At 57.4% G+C, this 19,574-nt stretch carries 21 protein-coding genes; 5 read left to right on the forward strand and 16 right to left on the reverse strand.

Annotated features, from left to right (window positions below; translation table 11 throughout):
- Positions 1–76 precede the first annotated feature (76 nt).
- Positions 77–334, forward strand: a complete 258-nt coding sequence (locus tag ACYVG7_RS07620) for a hypothetical protein (protein ID WP_460882586.1) — start codon at positions 77–79, stop codon at positions 332–334.
- A gap of 253 nt (positions 335–587) precedes the next feature.
- On the opposite strand, the gene ACYVG7_RS07625 is transcribed toward ACYVG7_RS07620, so the two are convergent.
- Entirely contained in the window at positions 588–2,312 is a 1,725-nt protein-coding gene (locus ACYVG7_RS07625) for a proline--tRNA ligase (RefSeq protein WP_460882587.1), read from the reverse strand.
- Positions 2,313–2,615: 303 nt separating this feature from the next.
- Here ACYVG7_RS07625 and ACYVG7_RS07630 point away from each other — a divergent pair, with 303 nt between their 5' ends.
- From ACYVG7_RS07630 to ACYVG7_RS07640, 3 genes are all read left to right on the forward strand, one after another.
- On the forward strand, positions 2,616–3,623 hold the full coding sequence (locus tag ACYVG7_RS07630; RefSeq protein WP_460882588.1) for an ABC transporter substrate-binding protein: 1,008 nt from the start codon (positions 2,616–2,618) through the stop codon (positions 3,621–3,623).
- Between the two features lie 119 nt (positions 3,624–3,742).
- Positions 3,743–4,483, forward strand: a complete 741-nt coding sequence (locus ACYVG7_RS07635; protein ID WP_460882589.1) for a PHP domain-containing protein — start codon at positions 3,743–3,745, stop codon at positions 4,481–4,483.
- Between the two features lie 24 nt (positions 4,484–4,507).
- Entirely contained in the window at positions 4,508–5,023 is a 516-nt protein-coding gene (locus ACYVG7_RS07640; RefSeq protein WP_460882590.1) for a hypothetical protein, read from the forward strand.
- A gap of 239 nt (positions 5,024–5,262) precedes the next feature.
- On the opposite strand, the gene ACYVG7_RS07645 is transcribed toward ACYVG7_RS07640, so the two are convergent.
- The 14 genes from ACYVG7_RS07645 to ACYVG7_RS07710 form a co-directional block, all read right to left on the reverse strand.
- Positions 5,263–5,517, reverse strand: coding sequence for a hypothetical protein (locus ACYVG7_RS07645; protein ID WP_460882591.1), 255 nt, complete (start codon positions 5,515–5,517; stop codon positions 5,263–5,265).
- A gap of 43 nt (positions 5,518–5,560) precedes the next feature.
- A complete protein-coding gene (tsaA, locus tag ACYVG7_RS07650; protein WP_460882592.1) occupies positions 5,561–6,268 on the reverse strand; it encodes a tRNA (N6-threonylcarbamoyladenosine(37)-N6)-methyltransferase TrmO in 708 nt (235 codons plus the stop codon).
- Positions 6,269–6,270: 2 nt separating this feature from the next.
- Positions 6,271–6,642, reverse strand: coding sequence for an Rcs stress response system protein RcsF (gene rcsF / locus ACYVG7_RS07655; protein ID WP_460882593.1), 372 nt, complete (start codon positions 6,640–6,642; stop codon positions 6,271–6,273).
- A gap of 154 nt (positions 6,643–6,796) precedes the next feature.
- Complete coding sequence (cydC, locus tag ACYVG7_RS07660) at positions 6,797–8,479, reverse strand: heme ABC transporter ATP-binding protein/permease CydC (protein ID WP_460882594.1); 1,683 nt, start codon at positions 8,477–8,479, stop codon at positions 6,797–6,799.
- Entirely contained in the window at positions 8,472–10,271 is a 1,800-nt protein-coding gene (gene cydD, locus ACYVG7_RS07665) for a heme ABC transporter permease/ATP-binding protein CydD (protein WP_460882595.1), read from the reverse strand. The genes cydC and cydD overlap by 8 nt, the downstream gene beginning before the upstream one ends.
- Before the next feature lie 904 nt (positions 10,272–11,175).
- Positions 11,176–11,673, reverse strand: a complete 498-nt coding sequence (ssb, locus tag ACYVG7_RS07670) for a single-stranded DNA-binding protein (RefSeq protein ID WP_460882596.1) — start codon at positions 11,671–11,673, stop codon at positions 11,176–11,178.
- An 80-nt stretch (positions 11,674–11,753) separates the two neighbouring features.
- Positions 11,754–12,203, reverse strand: a complete 450-nt coding sequence (locus tag ACYVG7_RS07675; protein WP_460882597.1) for a hypothetical protein — start codon at positions 12,201–12,203, stop codon at positions 11,754–11,756.
- Between the two features lie 85 nt (positions 12,204–12,288).
- Positions 12,289–12,504, reverse strand: coding sequence for a hypothetical protein (locus tag ACYVG7_RS07680; RefSeq protein ID WP_460882598.1), 216 nt, complete (start codon positions 12,502–12,504; stop codon positions 12,289–12,291).
- A gap of 45 nt (positions 12,505–12,549) precedes the next feature.
- Positions 12,550–12,777, reverse strand: coding sequence for a hypothetical protein (locus tag ACYVG7_RS07685; RefSeq protein ID WP_460882599.1), 228 nt, complete (start codon positions 12,775–12,777; stop codon positions 12,550–12,552).
- A 76-nt stretch (positions 12,778–12,853) separates the two neighbouring features.
- The gene (locus ACYVG7_RS07690; RefSeq protein WP_460882600.1) at positions 12,854–13,444 is read right to left on the reverse strand and encodes a hypothetical protein; all 591 of its coding nucleotides are present in this window, start codon (positions 13,442–13,444) and stop codon (positions 12,854–12,856) included.
- 157 nt (positions 13,445–13,601) lie between these two features.
- The gene (locus ACYVG7_RS07695; protein WP_460882601.1) at positions 13,602–14,549 is read right to left on the reverse strand and encodes a DNA cytosine methyltransferase; all 948 of its coding nucleotides are present in this window, start codon (positions 14,547–14,549) and stop codon (positions 13,602–13,604) included.
- Positions 14,516–16,531 (reverse strand): phage N-6-adenine-methyltransferase, encoded by a 2,016-nt coding sequence (locus ACYVG7_RS07700; RefSeq protein WP_460882602.1) that lies wholly within the window; start codon positions 16,529–16,531, stop codon positions 14,516–14,518. Before ACYVG7_RS07700 ends, ACYVG7_RS07695 begins: the two co-directional genes overlap by 34 nt.
- Complete coding sequence (locus tag ACYVG7_RS07705) at positions 16,528–16,833, reverse strand: hypothetical protein (RefSeq protein WP_460882603.1); 306 nt, start codon at positions 16,831–16,833, stop codon at positions 16,528–16,530. The genes ACYVG7_RS07700 and ACYVG7_RS07705 overlap by 4 nt, the downstream gene beginning before the upstream one ends.
- Positions 16,834–18,391: 1,558 nt before the next feature.
- Positions 18,392–18,544 (reverse strand): hypothetical protein, encoded by a 153-nt coding sequence (locus ACYVG7_RS07710; RefSeq protein ID WP_460882604.1) that lies wholly within the window; start codon positions 18,542–18,544, stop codon positions 18,392–18,394.
- 319 nt (positions 18,545–18,863) lie between these two features.
- Between ACYVG7_RS07710 and ACYVG7_RS07715 the strand changes: the two genes are divergently transcribed.
- The gene (locus ACYVG7_RS07715; protein ID WP_460882605.1) at positions 18,864–19,085 is read left to right on the forward strand and encodes a hypothetical protein; all 222 of its coding nucleotides are present in this window, start codon (positions 18,864–18,866) and stop codon (positions 19,083–19,085) included.
- Here the strand turns inward: ACYVG7_RS07715 and ACYVG7_RS07720 are convergent.
- Positions 19,082–19,405 (reverse strand): hypothetical protein, encoded by a 324-nt coding sequence (locus ACYVG7_RS07720; RefSeq protein ID WP_460882606.1) that lies wholly within the window; start codon positions 19,403–19,405, stop codon positions 19,082–19,084. The two genes, ACYVG7_RS07715 and ACYVG7_RS07720, sit on opposite strands and share 4 nt — an antisense overlap.
- Positions 19,406–19,574: the final 169 nt, after the last annotated feature.

A 19,574-nucleotide genomic window follows, 5' to 3' on the forward strand; every position in this document is an offset into this window, starting at 1 on the left:
AGTAGGCAGAGAAAATCCAAGCAAAACAACACGTTAGACGGTATTATTAATTCGCTTGCCGCTTAAGGTTCTGTACATGAGCGGCGCTTACGGTATAAGTCAATACAAGGATTATATTGGAACAGTCCAAATTCCACATCATGGCTCCAAATGGAATTACATTGATGATATTAATATTAATGAGGGGATGTTCTCCATAATCTCATATGGATTAAACAATAAACATGGTCATCCTCATGCATTTACGACTGCGGGCATAGAAAAGAATGGAGGGAAGGTTTTTTATGTAAATGAACAGGCTGCTAGTCGATTGCACTTTAATATTCAAACTTAGATAAAATATTCCAATGTTCTGTGTCAGTTGAGTGTTGGATTTGAAGAATTGATTAATTATCTTTGATTTTTTATTTAATTTCGCATGTTTAATCCATCAATGTTTCTATACATAAACATCTATCTTTCCGGGCGATTACGCTTCGCTAATCGCCCCTACGGGGAAATAAATATTGATGATTAGAATCGATGAATCATCAGCAATAAAAAAGGATCCCGCAGGATCCTTTTTATTTAACTAAATAAACCCGGGATTAGCGGTTTAATTTGGCCTTGATGATGGATACGACTTCATCGATGGCGACTTCGCGTTTCTCGCTGCCACGGCGCTCTTTATATTCGACGATGCCGCTGTCGATGCCGCGCTCGCCGATGACGATGGCGTAGGGGATACCGATCAGTTCCATATCGGCAAACATCACGCCCGGGCGCTCCTTGCGATCATCGAACAGGACATCGACACCGGCGGCCTTGAGTTCGCTGTAGAAGCGCTCGGCCAGTTCAGCCACGCGATGGGACTTGTGCATGTTCATCGGGATGATGGCGACTTCGAACGGCGCAATGGCATCCGGCCAGATGATACCGGCGTCGTCATAGTTCTGCTCGATGGCGGCGGCCACCACGCGGGAGACGCCGATGCCGTAGCAACCCATCTCCATCACGGTAGACTTGCCACCTTCGTTCAGCACAGTCGCCTTCATGGCTTCGGAGTACTTGGTGCCGAGCTGGAAGATATGGCCGACTTCGATGCCGCGTTTGAGCAGCAGGGTGCCTTGGCCACAAGGGCTTGGGTCGCCTTCGATCACATTGCGCAGATCGGCCACTTCGTAACCGCTGATGTCCCGATCCCAGTTGGCGCCAGTCAGGTGCTTGCCGGTTTCGTTGGCGCCACAGATAAAGTCGGCCAGATGGGCGGCGGCGCGATCGACGATGATACGACCGGCAAAACCCTTGGGACCAATGGAGCCGGCATCACAACCGGCGGCGGCCTTGATCTGCTCGTCATTGGCGAAGGTCAGCGGCTTGGCGACGCCCGGCAGCTTCTCGGCCTTGACGTCGTTGAGCTCGTGGTCGCCGCGCAGCACCAGGGCGATGACCGCCTGTTGCTGCTTGTCGTCTTCTTCGCCCAGCACCAGCAGGGTCTTGGCGATTTGGCTCGGCGCCACCTGGAAGAAGGCGGCGACCTCGTCGATGGTGTGGACGTTCGGGGTGTCGACTGTGGCCAATGCGGCCGTGGCGGCCGGGCGTTCACCAGCCGGGGCCAGGGCCTCGGCCATTTCGATGTTGGCGGCATAGTCAGAGCCGGTGGAGAAGGCGATCAAATCTTCACCGCTGTCGGCCAGCACCTGGAACTCGTGGGAGCCAGTACCGCCGATGGAGCCGGTATCGGCCTGTACCGGACGGAAGTCCAGACCCATGCGGCTGAAGGCAGCGCAGTAGGCGGCGTGCATCTTGCCGTAGGTATCGACCAGACTGGCCTTGTCGATATGGAAGGAGTAGGCATCCTTCATCAGGAATTCACGACCGCGCATCACGCCGAAACGCGGGCGTACTTCGTCACGGAACTTGGTCTGGATCTGGAACAGATTCAGTGGCAACTGCTTGTAGCTGTTCACTTCATAGCGAACGAGGTTGGTGATGACCTCTTCGTGGGTCGGGCCCAGTACGAAAGGGCGGTTGTGGCGGTCGGTCAGGCGGCACAGCTCGGGGCCATATTGCTCCCAACGGCCGGACTCTTCCCACAGCTCGGCGGGTTGTACCACCGGCATGGAGACTTCGATGGCACCGGCATTGTTCATCTCTTCGCGAACGATGTTTTCTACCTTTTTCAGCACCCGCAGACCGGTCGGCAACCAGTTGTAGAGACCGGAAGCCAGTTTGCGGATCATACCGGCGCGCAGCATCAGCTGGTGGCTGATGACTTCGGCATCGGAGGGGGTTTCCTTCAGGGTAGAGAGCAGGTATTGGCTGGTACGCATGGATATCGGATCCTTGGCTTATGCCGGATGTGCGGCGAAGAGAAATTCAGTGGGGCGAAATTCTAACAGGCGGTACGGTTGAACTTAAGGGGAAAATGCGTTTGCCACAAAAAGCCTGCACTCTGGCATCGGGCTGGCTCCCGGGTAGCCGCCGGTGCCGGGGCCAGTTGAAAGAGATGTCTTTGGGCTATGGCTACGGGCTCTGGCAACGGGCTATGCTCAAGACAATCGGGAGTTGGAGATCAGTCTATGACTGCGTGTTGGGTAAATATACGAATCGTGGGCGTTTGCCTGGTATTGGTCATGGCCTTGTCGAGAGCGCATGCCGACCCGAGTTCAGTGCTGTTTCTCAATCCAGGTAAGGCTCAGGAGAGTTTCTGGGGGGATGTGGACGGCCTGATGGCCGCTGCCGCCGAGGATCTGGATCTGCGCTTGGAAGTATTCCACGCCGAGCGGGAACACTTTCGCATGGCCGAGTTTTTAGCGGCCCGCCTGAAACGACCGCCCTTGCCCGATTACGTGGTGCTGACCAATGAGCGACAGGTGGGGCCCAAGCTGTTGCAATTGTTGCACGCCTATCCCATCCCCGTGCTGTTTATCTTGAACGATATCACCCCGCAGCAGCGTAGCGAGTTGGCGCTGGACCCGCATTGGGCCCAGTATCTGCTGCCTGCGGTCGTGCCGGATAATAACTGGATTGGCGGACAAACCATGAGCAAGTTGTTGGCGCAGGGGGCGGCGGGCTCGCCCCAGGTGATCATGATATCCGGTGACAAGTCGACTCCAGCCTCGATGGCGCGGGATGCCGGGGCGAAGGAGGCGCTGGCGCAGCATAAGCCAGCACGCTTGTTACAACAGGTGTATGGCCAGTGGGATGAGCTGACGGCCTACGGCCAGATGCAGGTGCTGCTCCGGCGCTACCCTGATGTGACTCATATCTGGACGGCCAACGACCATATGGCCTTCGGGGCATTGCGCGCCCTCATCGAGGCGGGCCGGGTCCCGGGGCAGAATGTCTGGTTGAGTTCGATTAATATCTCCCCGCGGGTGCTGCAGTTGCGCCAACAAGGACGTATTTCTGTGCTGGGTGGCGGTCATTTTGTGGCGGGTGCTCTGGGGTTGTTACTGATCGATGAACACCGACAGGCGCGCTCTCTGCCTGCGGTCACTGATCTCTCCCTGTTTACCCTGATTGAGCCCGCAACGCCCCTGTTTAGCCGGTTGTTACGGCGGGAGTGGCGGGAGATCGAGTTCAAGCGTCAGAAGGCCCAGACCGAACAATGGACCCGCCTGGATAGCTGGCTGCAGTGAACAGAGCGCGGATATCTGGCCTGCTCCTGAGCGATGGTGCTGAGTTCAATCGGTTGGCAGTGCTTTATGGTATGCTGCCGCCAGTACCAAGGTCAGAGCGAATGGGAGTTTGAGACGTCATGAACTATCCAGTTGATATTCATAGCCACACCGTAGCCAGTACCCATGCCTATAGCACCATCCATGATTATGTGGCCGAAGCCAAGCGCAAGGGCATCCGGTTGTTTGCCACCACGGATCATGGTCCCGAGATGGCCGATGCGCCGCATTTCTGGCACTTTATCAACTTGCGGGTGTTGCCGCGGATCGTCGATGGCGTCGGCATACTGCGCGGTATCGAGGCCAATATTAAGAACGTCTTTGGCGAGATCGACTGCTCGGAGCGCATGCTCGAGGGTCTGGATATTGTTCTGGCCGGTTTTCATGAGCCGGTGTTTGCGCCGAGCGATCAGGAGACCCACACCCGGGCGATGATCAATGCCATTCGCAGTGGCACCGTCGATATCATTACCCATCCCGGAAACCCGGCCTATCCGATTGATATTCCGGCGGTGGTCGCGGCCGCGGTCAGCCATCAGGTGGCGCTGGAAATCAACAATTCGTCGTTTTGTCACTCCCGTCGCGGCAGCGAGGCCAATTGTCAGACCCTGGTCGAAGTGGCGCGGGATCTGGGGGCGACTCTGGTGCTGGGCTCGGATTCCCATGTCGCCTATAGCCTGGGCGATTTCTCCTATGCCCAGCAGTTGATTGAAAAGACCGGTTTTCCTCAGGAGCGACTGCTGAATGGCTCCCCCCAGCGTTTGCTGCAATTTTTGACCCAGCGTGGCCACCCGGAGATCCCGGAACTGATGGCGTGGTAATAGGGACAGGGAGCGGAGGATAGGATGAAAGCGTGGATCATGTGGGCTGGTTTGCTGTTGCTGCTGACCCTGAGCATTCGTCTGCTGGCCGACTATCAACAGCAACATCGCCTAGCGGAGATGAAAGTAGCCCCTGCGGTGCTCGATCATATCGACAGTGAGGCGGCGGACGAGACACAGCGTCCAGCGGATGACTGGCGCGGCAAAACCGGACTTCCCAGCGCCACCGAGGAGCAGCTGCTCGACTATCTGCACCTGAAGCTGGGGGAGTCGGATGATGATCCTTCTGCCTTGCAGGCCGAAGATCTGGTCTATCTGGGGGCGTTCGAGCAGGATGAAGGAGTAGTGCGATACTGGTTGCTGCCCCATGGCTACAGCATTCTCTATGGGACTGTGACCCTGGCCGGCGGCGATACCCCGGCGTTCGGGGTGGCCTCGACGCCGCCAACGGATCAGGATGCCATGTCGGAGTCACCCGAAGATGAAGGGCAACCCATGGAGCCTGATGACGATGAAGAGCGCTCCGATCTGCTGCCCTGAGCGGATAGCATGCTGAAAAAGGCCTCGTAAGAGGCCTTTTTTGTGACTCTATTCCAGTTAGCGGTTGGGAATGAAGAGGGATGGAGTCTGGACGAAAAGCAGACCGGATGCCGCCATCGAGCCTCCAGGGATGGATTTACGGCGTGTCTGCGCTCGATCAGACTCCAGCGCAACACCAAACTGGGATATCGCTTTTATGGGGTGTGGCGATTATGGGGTGTGGCAATAGGACCTGGGGATCAGCGTACTTGGTCATCAATTGCCGCTTGCTGGGCACTCGCCGCGTTCTGCAGCAGTTGTTCCACCTGCTTGGCTTTCTCCAACGCTTCGGTTTGGCTTTGCAGCAGGTTGGACTCTTTGGGTGCATCCTTGGGCGGTTCTGGCTGGGCGGGGGGCGTACAACCGCACAGGATCAGCAGCGTCAACAGTGATGCCAGCTTGCTAAGCGGGTGGCTTGTGGTCTGAATACTTGGAGTTTGGAGATGAGTGCGCATGGTGGTGTCCGGTTGGTGGCGAGGCATCAGTGTGCTGCAGGCATCAGGCTGGATCCAGCGCTATGACCCGATTGATGCCGTTAACCACGCGCCAGCGCACATTGAACTCATACAGATGCACACCATACTCCCGGTCATCATCGGCCTGCTGGCGATAAGCCGGACGTGGATCCTGGGCCAGCACTTCGGCAATAAAACTGCGCAGCTGCGGATAGCGCACCTGCTGCTGGAGCAGGCTGGCCTCGGCCTGGGGCTCGAACTCCACGGACATGAGCGTCGGAGCTTCGGGCGCAAAGCCACCATTGGCCAGGGGCAGGCTGTCGGCGTAGGGCACATAGGGCTTGATGTCGAGGATGGGGGTGCCATCGACCAGATCGACGCCGCCGAGCTCCAGCCACAGACGGGAGCCTTGCTGCTGGACGCCGCGCAACTCGACCACCGAGAGTCCCAGCCCGTTGGGACGAAACGGGCTGCGGCTGGCGAACACGCCAACCCGCTCGTTGCCACCCAGACGTGGTGGTCGTACGGTCGGATGCCAGCCCTGTTCGGCGCATTCATGAAACTGGAAGATCAGCCACAGATGGCTGAATTGCTCGATGCCGCGCAGGGTCTGCGGATCGTTGCAGGGCGGCAGCAATTCCAGACGCGCGCGGGCGCTCTTGACCAGCCCTGGCTGCCGAGGCACGGCAAATTTCTCTCGATAAGGAGAGCTGAGTATGCCGACCGGCTGCAGGGTAAGGGTGTTGGACATGCTTACTTGGGCTCGGCGATTTTCAGCGCCTGGCCGTAGCAGGTGATGCTGGCCTGACAGCCCGGCGTCTGCTCCAGCTCGATGCACTTGGAGATCAGCAACCCATTGCCCCCCAGATCGGCGGTACGCACCCGGGCATCGGTGCGGGCATCGCCGATCACCGGAACTGGCTGGGTGTTATCTTCCTGGCAGGAGTTGCCTTCCACTGTCCCCAGGATCTGGTATTGCAAACTATCCAGCTGCTCCTTCTCCACCAGGGTCACGGTGCCGGGTTTGAAATATTCGGTGAAGTTTTCTTTATCCAGATTGGTGTGGAAGCTGTAGGTGCTGCAACCAGCCAGTACCAGGGTGAGCAGCAAGGCAGAGAATTTCATCACGAGTCCAGTCGACATGCTTGAGAGGGAGCCATTATAGGCGGTTGCGGCCGCCCTCACCACACTCACGGCGCTCGTTGGCGGCATCTGGGCCGCCAACGGTTGGCTCTATGGAGATAGGAGCGCCTTATCGGATCCTCAGGATGGGGATGGTTTACACCGTGACAGGCTGCAGCTGGCCTTGCTCCAGGCGCAGTACCCGATCCATCTGCTGCAGGCCGGTCAGGCGGTGGGTGATCATCAACAGGCTCTTGTCGCGGGCATGTTCGAAGATCAGCGCCAGAATGGCCTGCTCGGTGGCTGGATCCAGCCCTTCGGTGGGTTCATCCAGCAGCAACAAGGGGCCGCGATGCAGCAGGGCGCGGGCCAGGCCCAGACGCCGTTGCTCGCCACCGGAGAGGGGACGGCCGCCATCGCCTAACCAGAGTTGCAAGGCCTTGCGCGGTGTATCCCCGAGCAGCAGGGCGTCCAGTCCGACCGCCTGCAGGATGGCCACCAACTCCTCATCGCTGGCGGAAGGGGCGGCCAGGCGCAAATTGTCGGCCAGGGTGGCGGAGAAGATATGCACGCGCTGGCTGACCACGGCCATGCTGGCCCGCAAACTGCTCTCATCCAGCTCGGCCAGCGGCCGACCGTTGAGTGTCAGCGCTCCTGCGCTGGCGCTCCACTCCCGGGTGATGAGGCCCAGCAGGGTGGATTTACCGCAGCCGGTGGGGCCGACGATGGCCAGCTTCTCCCCCGCGGCCAGCTGCAGGCTGAGGTCAGATAACACCTCGGGCTGCCCTGGATAGCCAAAGTGGACCTGCTGCAGACTCAGCGCCAGGCTGGTCGCAGCGGGATCAAGAGTGGCCGACCCATACCGCAGGGGTTCGGCCTCCTGAAGTACCTCGTTGAGGCGGCGAGCCGAGGCGAGCGTGCTGGCCAGATGCTGAAACGCGGCGACTAGCGGATTGATCGCTTCAAAGGCGGCCAGGGTGATAAACACCATCAGGGCGATCAGCGGATCGGCGTGACGATCGCCAACCCCATCGGCACTGAGCCACAAGATCACCAGCAGCAGCACCCCGGCGCTTAGAGTCAGCAGGGCAGTGGAGAGGCCGCTGAGCAGGTTCATCCGGCGTTGGGCGGCAATCATCCGGCTTTCTGCCAACTCCAGGTGCTGCCGTTGTTCGGCTTCGGCACCGAACAGTAACCACTCGGCCTGATTTTCCACATAGTCCAGGTAGCGGATCCGCAAGCTGGCGCGGCTCTGGGCTAGCTGGCGGCCCGGCGTGCGGCCGAGACGATAGAGCAGGGCGGGCAGCAGCAGTCCAATCAGCAGCAGGCTCAGGGTCAGCGTTTGCGCCAGTTGCAGATCGAAGCGCTGCAGGAAGACAAAGATCGCCAGCAGGGTCAGCAAGGCGGTGATCAAGGGGGTGACCAGACGCAAGTAGACATGGTCCATGGCGTCGATATCGGCCACCAGACGGTTGAGCAGATCCCCCTGGCGGAACCCTTGCAGACGGGCGGCGGGTAGCGGGGCCAATTTTTCCCAGAACAGGATGCGCAACCGGGTCAGCAGGCGGAAGGTGGCGTCGTGGGTCACCACCCGATCGCCCCAGCGGCTGGCGGTACGGACTATGGACAGAAACCGCACGGCTCCGGCGGGGAACAGATAGTTGAAATTCTGACGGCCGACCAGGCTCAGGCCCGCCACCGCAGCGGCGGAGAGGAACCAGCCGGAGAGGGAGAGCAGGCCAATCCCGGCCAGCAGGGTAAACAGCGTCAGCGCCAGGCCACAGCTCAGCAGTAGCCAGTGGCGACGGTACAGGCGCAGAAATGGGATCAGATCACGCATCGGCAACTCCGGTTTCGGTGGTGGATGGGCCGACTGATGCCGGTGTGTTCTGGTGTCCCAGCAAGCGTTGCAGTGGACTATCCGGTTGATTCAGCTCGGCAGCGGTGCCGTGGGCTCGCAGTTGGCCCTGTTCCAGCAGCAGGATCTGATCGGCATTGGCCAGTTGATCGGCTCTATGGGTGACCATCAGCGTGGTGCGCCCTTGCTGCAGCGGAGCCAGGGCGTCCAGGATGCGCTGTTCGTTCTGCCGATCCAGACTGGCGGTGGGTTCATCCAGCAGCAACAGCCGCGACGGGCAGACCAGCGCCCGGGCTAACGCCAGCCGCTGCGCCTGACCGACCGATAATCCGGCCGAGCCATCCCCGATGCCATAATCCCACCCCTTGCTGGCGAGAATATCGCTGGCTCCGGCTTGTGCCACCGCCTGCTGCAGTTGGGCGTCGTCCACCGCGCGGCCCATGCGCAGATTGTCGGCCAGGGTGCCGTGGATCAGCTTGGGATTTTGCCCGAGCCAGGCGATCTCGCGACGCCACAGGCCCAAATCCAGTTGTTGCAGCTCCTGGCCATTGATGCGCAGGCTGCCCTCATAGGGCAGAAAACCCAGCAAGGCGTGGAGCAGAGAGCTTTTCCCCGAGCCAGTCTTGCCGACCAGCACGGTGCGCTGGCCCGCCTGCAGGGTAAAGGAGAGGGGGCCGACCAGGCGTTGTCCTTCCGGGCTCAACACCATCAGATTTTCGGCCACCAGGGTCAGGGGCTCATCGGCAGCCAACTGGCCGCTACCGGACTGGATGGCGGTGACCGGTTCATTCAGGAATTGCTCGATGGCATCGGCGGCCCCCAGGGCCTGCGCTTTGGCATGATAGTGGGCCCCGAGCTCGCGCAGCGGCATATAGAAATCGGGAGCCAACAGCAGCACGAACAGACCGACGAACAACGTGACCTTGGTGCCGTAGTCCCCGAAGCTCAGGTGCTCCAGATAACTGAAACCGAAGTAGACCGCCAGGATGGCAATCGAGACCGAGGCGAAAAACTCCAGCACGGCGGAGCTCAAAAACGCCATCCGCAACACTTCCATGGTGCGTTCGCGAAAGTCTTCCGAGGCGCGGGCTATGCTGTCGCGCTCGGCGTCGGCGCGGCGATAGAGGCGCAAGGTGGCCATGCCACGCAGGCGATCGAGAAAATGGCCGGACAGGCGGCGCAGCGCCTCGAAGTTGCGGCGATTGGCATCGGCGGCGCCGATACCTGTGAGGATCATAAACAGCGGGATGAGGGGGGCTGTGCCGAGCAGTATCAGCCCTGCGGTCCAGTTGACGGGGAACACCGCCAGCAGGATGAGAAACGGCTGCAAGCCGCTCAGCTGGGTCTGGGGCAGATAGCGGGCATAGAAGTCATGGAGGTTTTCGACCTGCTCCTGCAGCAGACTGGCCCAACTGCCGGCCGGTTGGCGTTGCAGATAGGCGGGGCCACGGCGCGCCATCTCCTCTTGCAGTTGGCGACGGATCTGGCGTCGCACCCGGGTCGCTCCGGTGAAAGCGCTCTGCTCCCGGGCCATGGCCAGCAGGGACCGTAACAGCACGATACCCAGCAGCAGCACAAAGGCCATGCCCTGTTCGCGCTTGGGCATGCCGTCGAGAATAAAACCATGCAGCAGGGAGGCCAGCAGCCAGGCCTGGCCAATCAGCAGGCCCGCCGAAAAACCGCCGAGAAGAACCGTGATACTGAGCCAGGGTTTGGCCAGACGGCGTTGCTGACGTAACCAGGTCAGAAGAGTGCGTTGCCGGAGTTTGTCCATATCAAGAATCAGCTACCGAGATAAAATTCAGGGCAAATCTATCTTTACGTTCCAGGCTTGGCAAATGTTCATCGTCCGGTTGGGCGTTTAATTGGTGAAGAGCCTATTTGGGGAGTGCAATAGGGCCAGAATCTGCGGGAGGGGGATCGGGGTCTATTTTGTTCCTGCGGTTGGCCGACCATCAGCTCCGCAAGGGCTGCCGGACGACTTTGGGCGGCGCCCAGATCCGCGGCCGGATTTTCTAACCTCCCGGATCGGCGTTGAAATCACCTGCCATTGTTCAAAGCTTGTGCAAACGCACCGGAATGTGATGCTTCGACCGCTTTGAGCGTTGATTCAGATAAAAAAACGCATATAGTAGTGCCCACACCAAGCGGGTGTAGTTCAATGGTAGAATCCGCACTTCTGCAAGTAAAATCATCTGCAACATATTGAAAATAAACATATAAACAATTCGGCAAAAATCTCAAAAAACTCTAATTTTCGATTCTGTGGCTAGTCTGTGGCTAATTGGCGACTGCTTAAGTATGCGCTCATGCTCCGTGATCAGCGTAACCGTCAGATCACAGGCGAAAAAAAACCGGCTTTCGCCGGTCGGTTTTACTATCTCTCACTCTGCTGTTTCACTGCACCGATGTGCTCCATCGGCAATTCAATAGGCGCTCGTTCCAGGCTCTTGAACCACTCGATAATCTGCTCGGCAGAATAGAGGCTGGGTTTTCCGCGCCCGCTGATCACTGGCTTCACTGGAAAAATTGCGGGCTTCCCATCCTTCCCTGGCTTTGACCACTCGAGCAATGTTCGGTCTGAGACAGCAGCCAAGCGGCAGACTGTCTTTTTAGGGATCAGACCAACTCTTGGTATTTCCAGTGTAACGATTCGAGTTGTTGTTCCCATAGACACCTCACATTGAAAGCAGCAGAGCTCTGCAGCTGATACCGATATAGCCGAACGGCAGATCGTCATCGAAGTCCATTGGCGGCGGTTCGCTGGTGGTCCGGCCGTTCGCCTCTGGTGATGGTGCTGCAGGGGTGTTTGACTGGGCAGGTGGACGCCCGCCGGCTGGCCGTCCATCAAGCATCTGCATTTCACCGACGATGATTTCTGTGGTGTAGCGTTTGACGCCTTGCTGATCCTGCCATTCGCGAGTCTGCAGGCGACCTTCCAGATAGACCTTGGAGCCCTTCTTCAGGTATTCACCCGCAATCTCCGCCAGACGGGCATACATGGTGCAACGGTGCCATTCAGTACGCTCTTGCAGCTGGCCTTGCTGGTCTTTCCATGTTTCGGAGGTAGCCACGGTGATATTGGCCACCGCTTTGCCGCCCGGTGTGTATCGCACTTCTGGGTCTTGGCCCAGGTTGCCGATCAGGATTACTTTGTTAACGCCGCGTGATGCCATTTTTATCACCTTGGTCTTTATCGCGGCGCTCCATCTCGCGCCACTGTTCATCGAAGTTAAACATCGGTTTGAATCCTTAATTACTCGGCATCCACAGCTTTCGCAGCTGATCTTATTAGGTTTTGCAAATTGCAGTGATCGTCATATGTGATGGGCTTTATATAACCATCGCTTCCGGAGCCGCTAAATGCCTTGAGCTCATAGTCAAAAGCAGAGACTTGAATTCCAGATAGGCATTCCAAGATGGATCCGCTGAAGAATTCCATGTCTGAGTTAGTGAGAGCCAGGGCGTCTCTCTCCGTATCGATAAACACCATATTACTAGCGCCATGATCGGAAGCCTGCCGCTCAACGACCGCCGGGGCAGACACGCACCCAGCAACGATTGGTTTCAGGATGCATTGGTATGGGTCGTGTCCAGCCTCATCCAATCCCCAGTAGATATCCGCATCGGTCAGGCCAGCGACCATGCCTGCGTGGATCTTGTTTCCGATACTGAGCTTGCTGATGTCGATAAATGCGTAGAGCATGTCGGTGTCCTTATGTTTTCTGTCTTGCTGGTAAGGTGGCTTCAAGCATCCACCACTGAGTGGCGCAAGGCTTGGAATGAACCGTCTATTTCGGCTCGATGACTCGGTTGAGCACCGCGACTTGGTATTTCAGTGCCGTGATGCTGGCCCCTATATTGCGAGCCTGGGGTGTGTAGCGCGTGAAAACTGGGAGGGTGAGGGCGGTGTAGTATTTTGGCTTTGCCCCGGCTACAGCATCAAGGCAATCGGCATTGCACCGTTTCGCCAGCTGCAGCAGGGCGTTGTCGAGGTCGTACTCCATTGCGGTTCTCCAGCCAGTGGAACAGTCGGCGTCTCCGGTCGATGGTCATGAATAACTCACCCCAGCCGCATCAATCGACGTTTCAACCTGTTTTCGATCCACTAATTCAGTCCCGTCTGGCCAGGTTGTCTCATTGGTTGGTAAATTTACACACAGCGCGGCGCGTGAGGCTTGCCATGCGTAAAGCAATGCATCTTTCATATACGGACCTGTCTTATCTGGGTGGTAATCGCGCTTAAACCACTCTTCAAAATCTTCACGCACCTTGTCCATTACTCACCTCCCGTCAGGCTCATAACCACAACCAGCCCAAACGCGATGGCGGCCAGCGCCTCAATGTGTCGGATCGTCATGCGGCACCGCCTTCGTGCTTCGGAGCGGAGGCGAGCATGGCTTTGTATTCCGCCCTGGTGCCAAAGCCAACGGAGTCACGTGTGGCAGCAGCAATCATCTCAAGAGTGGGCTCCACCGGGACCAGCTGCCACCCCTCAGGCACCATTTTCGCGGCATCAGGAAAATGGTTTACTGCACCGCCTTTGGTCTTGGCGATGGCATCTTTGGCAATTTTAAGTGCCAACGCATCAATGTTTAGATCGTCGATCTCGATGAAATCGACAAGGCCAGATAACGCATCCAGCAGCTCGTCGCGCTGGGCCGCCACGAGAGATAGCATCTGCAACCGGCTTAGGAGTCCATGCTGCTCAGGCAGAACACCACTCAAGGCATGATCAATTGCCAATCCGGTGGCGTTACGTTCGGTCAGCAATTGATTAATACGGTGATTCAATTGATCAATCCGCATATCACGGAATCCAAGCTCGGCCGCAATATCAGACTTGCTGTGCAGTCCTCCTTTGGTCATCGCTGAGACATGGCGGATGTAATAACCGCCGGCTTCATCAAGAGATGAGGCGTCACGTTCGGCATATTGCTTGCTCATGCTGCACCTGCCTTCTTGCAATTCCGTTTGCTGGTGGCCCGTCTATAGACACTGGCTGACCAGTTGAATGTTTTTTCACTCGGTTGGATGAATGACTGGTCGCGCCCGCGAACCGCCATCCTCAGGTTCATGGCATTCACAGATGCCTCTGCTTTGCTCATGCTGCCTCCAGTAGCGCTTGGATAATTCGTTGGCCTGCGACAGGTGGCACTGCGTTACCAGCCATATGAACCGTCAGTCGATGGTTGGCTGGGCGCTTGGTGCCGACAGGGAATGACATGGCCATTAGGTTTTCATCAGCCGTTAGCATTCGCATCCAGTCACCGTCCACGATGGCCCAGCGATCCCGAGTGGTGATGGTACCAATCGGGCGCTGCAGGCTTCGGCCAGACTTGGTGTTGCCGTAGTAGCTCATCACAAAGCGGTCGCCAAACTGCTCTCGGCCATTGCGGATCCGCTCCAGCGTGGCGGTTGCTCGCCCGGGTCGCTCGATGGGAGACCAGCGACCCACATTTAAGTCGATGAACGATGTGGCTGGAACATGCTCCATCTTCGGCAACTGCAGGTGCAGCGGTGCCCGACTACGAGTGCAGATCAGGAACATGCGCACCCGCTCTTGAGGCACTCCAAGATCCGCGCAGTTCACGACATGAGGCGCCAGCTGGTAGCCGAGCGCATTCATGGCGGAGGCCCACGCCGGATAGAGCGTCCAATCAAGGAATTCCGGAACGTTCTCAACGATGGCTAACTCGGGCCGGTGAAACTCCAGTGCCGATACCACAGCCCATGCGGTGCTGCGGCTGGCATCATGCTGTGGGTTGCCGTTGGCCTTGCCCCGCGCCTTGCTGTGACCTTGACAACAAGGGGAGGCCAGTAGCAGGTCATGAGCTGGAACCTTTGACCAATCTGCTTGGTGCAGATCCTGGCAGGCATGAATGGTGTTTGGGTGGTTGGCAGAGTGCCACTCGACCGCATCCGGCCAGTGGTTGGCCGCCCACAGTACATCGACTCCGGCTAGGCTTGCCCCAGTTGACCAACCGCCGAGGCCTGCGAACAAATCAATCGCGGTGATCATGCTGCCTTCCCCTTGTTGATTCTCAGGCATTCAACGTGATCAGTTACCAGCGTCCTCACATAGGGTCTTCCATAAGCATCAAGATGAGCGATTCCCGTTAGCATGGAGACAGAATCTTGAACCTCATGCGATGTGAGCTCGGGACGCATTAGTTTGGTTGCTCTCGTGATGGCTTCAGAGCAGATCCGGATCATCCTCTTGGTTTTTTCTGAGAGGGTTTCGTACTCATTCATCTGCCGCGCATCGCAAATGGAGCACGTTTTGGCAACCTGGCTTAATGTGTACTGTTCCTTTACGCCATAGAGAATGGTCAGCACGACGACGAAATGTTGCCATTGACCATGAATGCCAAAAGATTCATCGTTCTGGATCTTCTCCTGCCATGCTTCGAGCGGCATTGGTGTGCAATCTTCCGGCTCCGATGCCGCCACCTCTTCAACCAGCACTGCACTACGCGCAATCAGTGCTGCATCATTGAGACTGAGCTTCTGGTCATCGACACTCGCCAGCAGCGCTGTGACTGCGGTTTGCCGCTGCTCATCAGACATTGGGGTATCGGTCTCCGCTTGGGCTATAGCCATGCTGCAGCGGCGGATCCGCTCTTTGGTTTCATCGGACATGGTTGTGAACTCGTCCATCAGCTGTTCATCGCAAATGGAGCAGGCAACAGCGACTTGGCGTGAGGTGTACTGGTCCCGAACACCGTAGAGGATGGTCAGCACGACAACGAAATGAGGCCATTGACCGTCATCAAGGCTCAGTGGGCCATCGTTCTGGTACTGCCAGTACCAATCGGCAAGAGGCATCACCGAGGCCGGTTCTGTGTCGTTGCCGGCAGCGTGACTGGCATCCACCATGTCGAGCTGAGCAGATGGCTCTGCCTCTGGCTCTGGTTGGGGTTCCTGCAGCTGGCAGTCTGGGCACTTGCCGTGCCAGCCGATGAACTCTGCTGTTTGGTTACCATCTGGGTATCGCTGGCCGCAGGTGATGCATGTGACCGACTCTGCTTCCGTTTCTAGTTCCTCGTCTGGTTGAGCCTCGGCATTTGTTTGACTGGTGCTTGACTCATCATCCGGTCCGATGTCATGGGGCCACGAGATGTGGTCATAGACCCAGCCTTGATCATCTGCCGCCGCCAGGGCATCTTCAGCGGTATCACAGCCGCCTATGGACGCCATCGCGACATTGTTTTGCAGATATTCAGCGGCCCAATCGCCGGATATGGATTGGTAGATCCGCACTACGCAGACGGGTGCGGGGTCAGAGGTAGTTGCTTGACTAGCATCCGGCAGGGTATCCACCGTTTCGGTGGGGGCTGGGGTATCTTGAGTGCTGAGAGTGCCCCGCAGCTTGCTTACCAGCTGGGCTGCGCGGTAATCAATCATGCCGAGAATGATCTCTCCGGTGGTGATGAGATCATCACGGTTCAGCCGCTCAATGGGGCGGCGCTCCCACTTCCAGTCGCGGTCAAAGATCACGACAGCAGAGGCGAACCCACTGGATGACGGCTTGTCTTTCGCCGGATCCGCAGGCGTGTACCAGTCTGGAGCTTCAAACCCGATGCGGCCGGATATGAACTGAATGCAGTCGGCATCTTCGGGCCACCAACCATCGGAGGTGGCGGCTTTAATCAGCAGCATGATCTTGGCGCCCTGCTCCCGCTGTTCCCGGCAGTAGTCCAGAATCGACTCCATGCCGGTGATGGCGTTGCCATCGGCATCGGATTCCGGTCGAGAGTAGGGCGGGTTAGCAAAGCAGGCACCGCCTTGGCGGCGAGAGTCACCAGCCCAGTCTTGCAGCAGAGCGTTATCTGCAGCGGTGTAGAAGCAGCCCACCAGCGCGTTGCTCATGTCTGCGAACAGGTCGAGCACCACAGGCCCGATCTTCGGTGCGAAGTGATGGAACAGGCCCCAGGCCAGAGGCTTCGGTGTTTGCCACTGATCGCCAATTTCCTTCAACTTGTGACTGTGTCTGCCCTGCAGTTCGAGCAGGCGCTGTGCGTATTGGTTCATGCTGCCTTCCGTCCTTTCTTAATGCCTTCACATGCGATGCATACGGTTTTGATGCCGCATTCAAACTTCTCGGCTATCTCCGCTAGGGTCATGCCTTCGGCACGCAATAGGCGCATCAGGCACTTGTCGTGTTCGGTGACCTTGGGAGGCATCGCCATGCTGATGCCGTATGACTGCGCGGTGCAGCGGAGGTAGCCAATCGACAAGCCCAGCTCTTTGGCCAGTTCTGGCACTGACTTCTTTCCCGCGTGGTCCTCGAGGATTTTGGCGATCTGCTTGCGATGCGTTGAATGGGTTCGCATGTTCCCGCTCCGTGTAAGGCCTACGCCTCGTGACGGCTACACGTCTGTCGGGCATAGCCCGGCGAGGTGGAGGGAATCAGTGGTGGTGTCTCTGAGGTGTTAGCGTCACTTGTTGGGTGTTTAGCGACTGGGTACTGCGGTGTTAGGTTGCCCCGAGTCTGGCGTTTCGACCCTATCGAGCGACAGAGGTCAGCACTCCGAGGACTTGGCTGGTCGTCACCTGCCTTCTTCAAAAAACATGCCCCAAGCCTTTCGACCCTAGCATGCCATCTACGTTTGGTTGTGGTGGCCGGAGCTGATCCCGGCATCATGGGTACTGTTACGGCCATTCATGTAGGCCGATGATGCGTACCTAACGGCGTCCCCATTTACACCAATTGCGCATCAGCACTGCGCATTCACCACAACCGGCTGGGCTCTATGGAAGTGATCGCCATTCCATTGGTTTGCTGCCTAAGCGATTTATCAGCAAGCAGAGCCCATGCGGTTGTGTGCTCACTCTTATTAATCAGAGCTGTGAGCCGCTCCGCCGAATTAGGTGACGAGGAATCGGAATACCTCGCGAGCATGCTGGGTATTAAGCAGCGACTCGGATCAGGTCATCGTTTGCATTTGCTTTAGATGATAAAACAGCCGCTCGATTACTGACAAAACCTACCATCGTTGTGTTGCCACAACTGTGGATTGCATTACTCAAGCGTCCATTAAGCCCCAACGTTGAGCGGCCTAGGCCCGACCAAATGCAATCCCAGTTGTGTGCTCCTTGTATCGCTAGGAGCAACGCTTGCCCACTAGGTTCTCCCGATAGGCGTTGTGGTGCAGGACTCCACCCGATTTCTCGGCTGCATCGTGGCGAGCTTCACAGAGTCAATGCCCTGGTATGGCCCACCTGGCCGTCTAACGATTAACCACAACTGTGGATTGCTCTGCATCTTTGCGTGTGAGCCACAAGATCCGGCAGGCCTACCATTTCAGAGCAATCCCAGTTGTGGCCTCATTACTGAGGCCTCCCGGTTACGTCATCCGGGCGCTTGCTCGCGTCATCCTGTCGCACGACGGCCGCCAATGCCAGTGTCTGAGTAGCAAGCCATCAGACTGCCTTACCGGGTCGCTGTTTATGTTGAATTAACACGGCCGACTTACCGCGCTCACCACACTGGTGACTCATGGCTATTTGGTTATCAGGTTGCCGCCCCGACTGCTTTGATGTGGTTGCTACATGATGCTTCACCTCTTCGTGGTTTCCGGTTCTGGCCAGCCGGCAGGCTTCACAATCGGCTGGGCACCAGCATCAGAGTAGCGACCTTCAATGCTCGGTCTAAAACCCTGTGATACCCATGCGATTGTGGGCGGTGCGGGGCGCTGTTCCCGTTGCGACTCATCACCCAGCCCTAAGGCCAGCAGAGTGTCACCGCCAATCTATTCATCACGCCTGGCTGCTTCGCATCAGCGGCCGTGCTGGTCTAACGTCTGCCGGTCGGTGCGCTGTGTTGTTCACCTGCGGATCCGGGCGTGATGATGAAACCTGATTGTTAAAGAGCGTTTGGCGCAAGGCCGGTTAAAGCTTGATCATGTTGGTCCGCACGGCATCGACATCACCGGTTGCAGCGATATGGGCCTGCACCTGGTACCCGAACCGGCAGATGAACTCCCCAATCTCCCAGCCGAGGTGTTTGCACAGGCGGTAATGGATAATCAGTTCTTCTGCCATGTCCGTATCTCCGTGGTCCGTATTGGGTTGGCTAGGGTGTTACGCCTAACCAGTCCAATCTGGCCTGGCCTCTCACCAGGTGGGGTTAACCCTCTTCTGTCTTTCCAGCGTCAGCCGGTCACCAGTCATTTTTCGGATTGCACCCTGGTCGACTGTCGAGAGTCTTTCCAGGGGAGCGCCGCGGAGGCTGCTGGCCCGGTTGCCGGTGTTATGTCCCCACCGCCGGCTGGGGTCTCTCACCAAATTTGTGCCGGTAATTTCGCCACGGCCGGCCCCGTGGTACTCTCTTAAGTCCCACAACCAAAGAGAGAAAACTGCTATGTCTCTATCAAGAGAAGATCGTCTCGCAATTGCTAAAATGGCTTTGGAACACTTGGCTGCACTCGAGACAAATAACGCCCATCACTACACTGCTGTTATTGCTCGCCAAGCTGGTGTCAGCACTGAATCCGCTACCTTTGAGCAAATGTTCAATGTTGTATTCAATTCAGTCGTTGCAAAGGTTGACGTAACAAATAAGCCGAGCGGTGTAACCTGCTAGCGATCAACCTGCTCTACCTTTAACCCGGTTGCTCTGGCGGAGTTCAACGCCATGAGCAACCTGTCCATCTGTTCGTCATAGCACCCCACGCCTTGTTCCCTCAGCGCCTCAAGCTCATGCTGGATAGTTGCAGATGCTTTGGTGGCTACCTGCAGCAGTTCAGTGGCGTTAATAGCCCGCATTTTTTGCGGCTTTGGAGCTGCGCACTCCTTCACCTGCTCAACCAGTGTGTTGATTTCACCCAGACCTTTAATGGCTTCGCTTACTGCCTGTGCCACTTGGCCGATCTCGTGAGCTTGCGCTGCTACCTGTTGAGTCATCTCTTCTCTCCTATCCTGTTATGTCCCCAAGAGCGGCTACGCTCTGCCAGTGTTGTGCTGGCCCTCCGGCTGGGGTGGATGAATATGTTTGTACGACAATCAATGTAACTACAGGAACATTTGCTGTCAATGTGAAATGTAATGAAAGTTACCTTGGCATTTAAAGCTG

The sequence above is a fragment of the Pseudaeromonas pectinilytica genome (assembly GCF_054780855.1).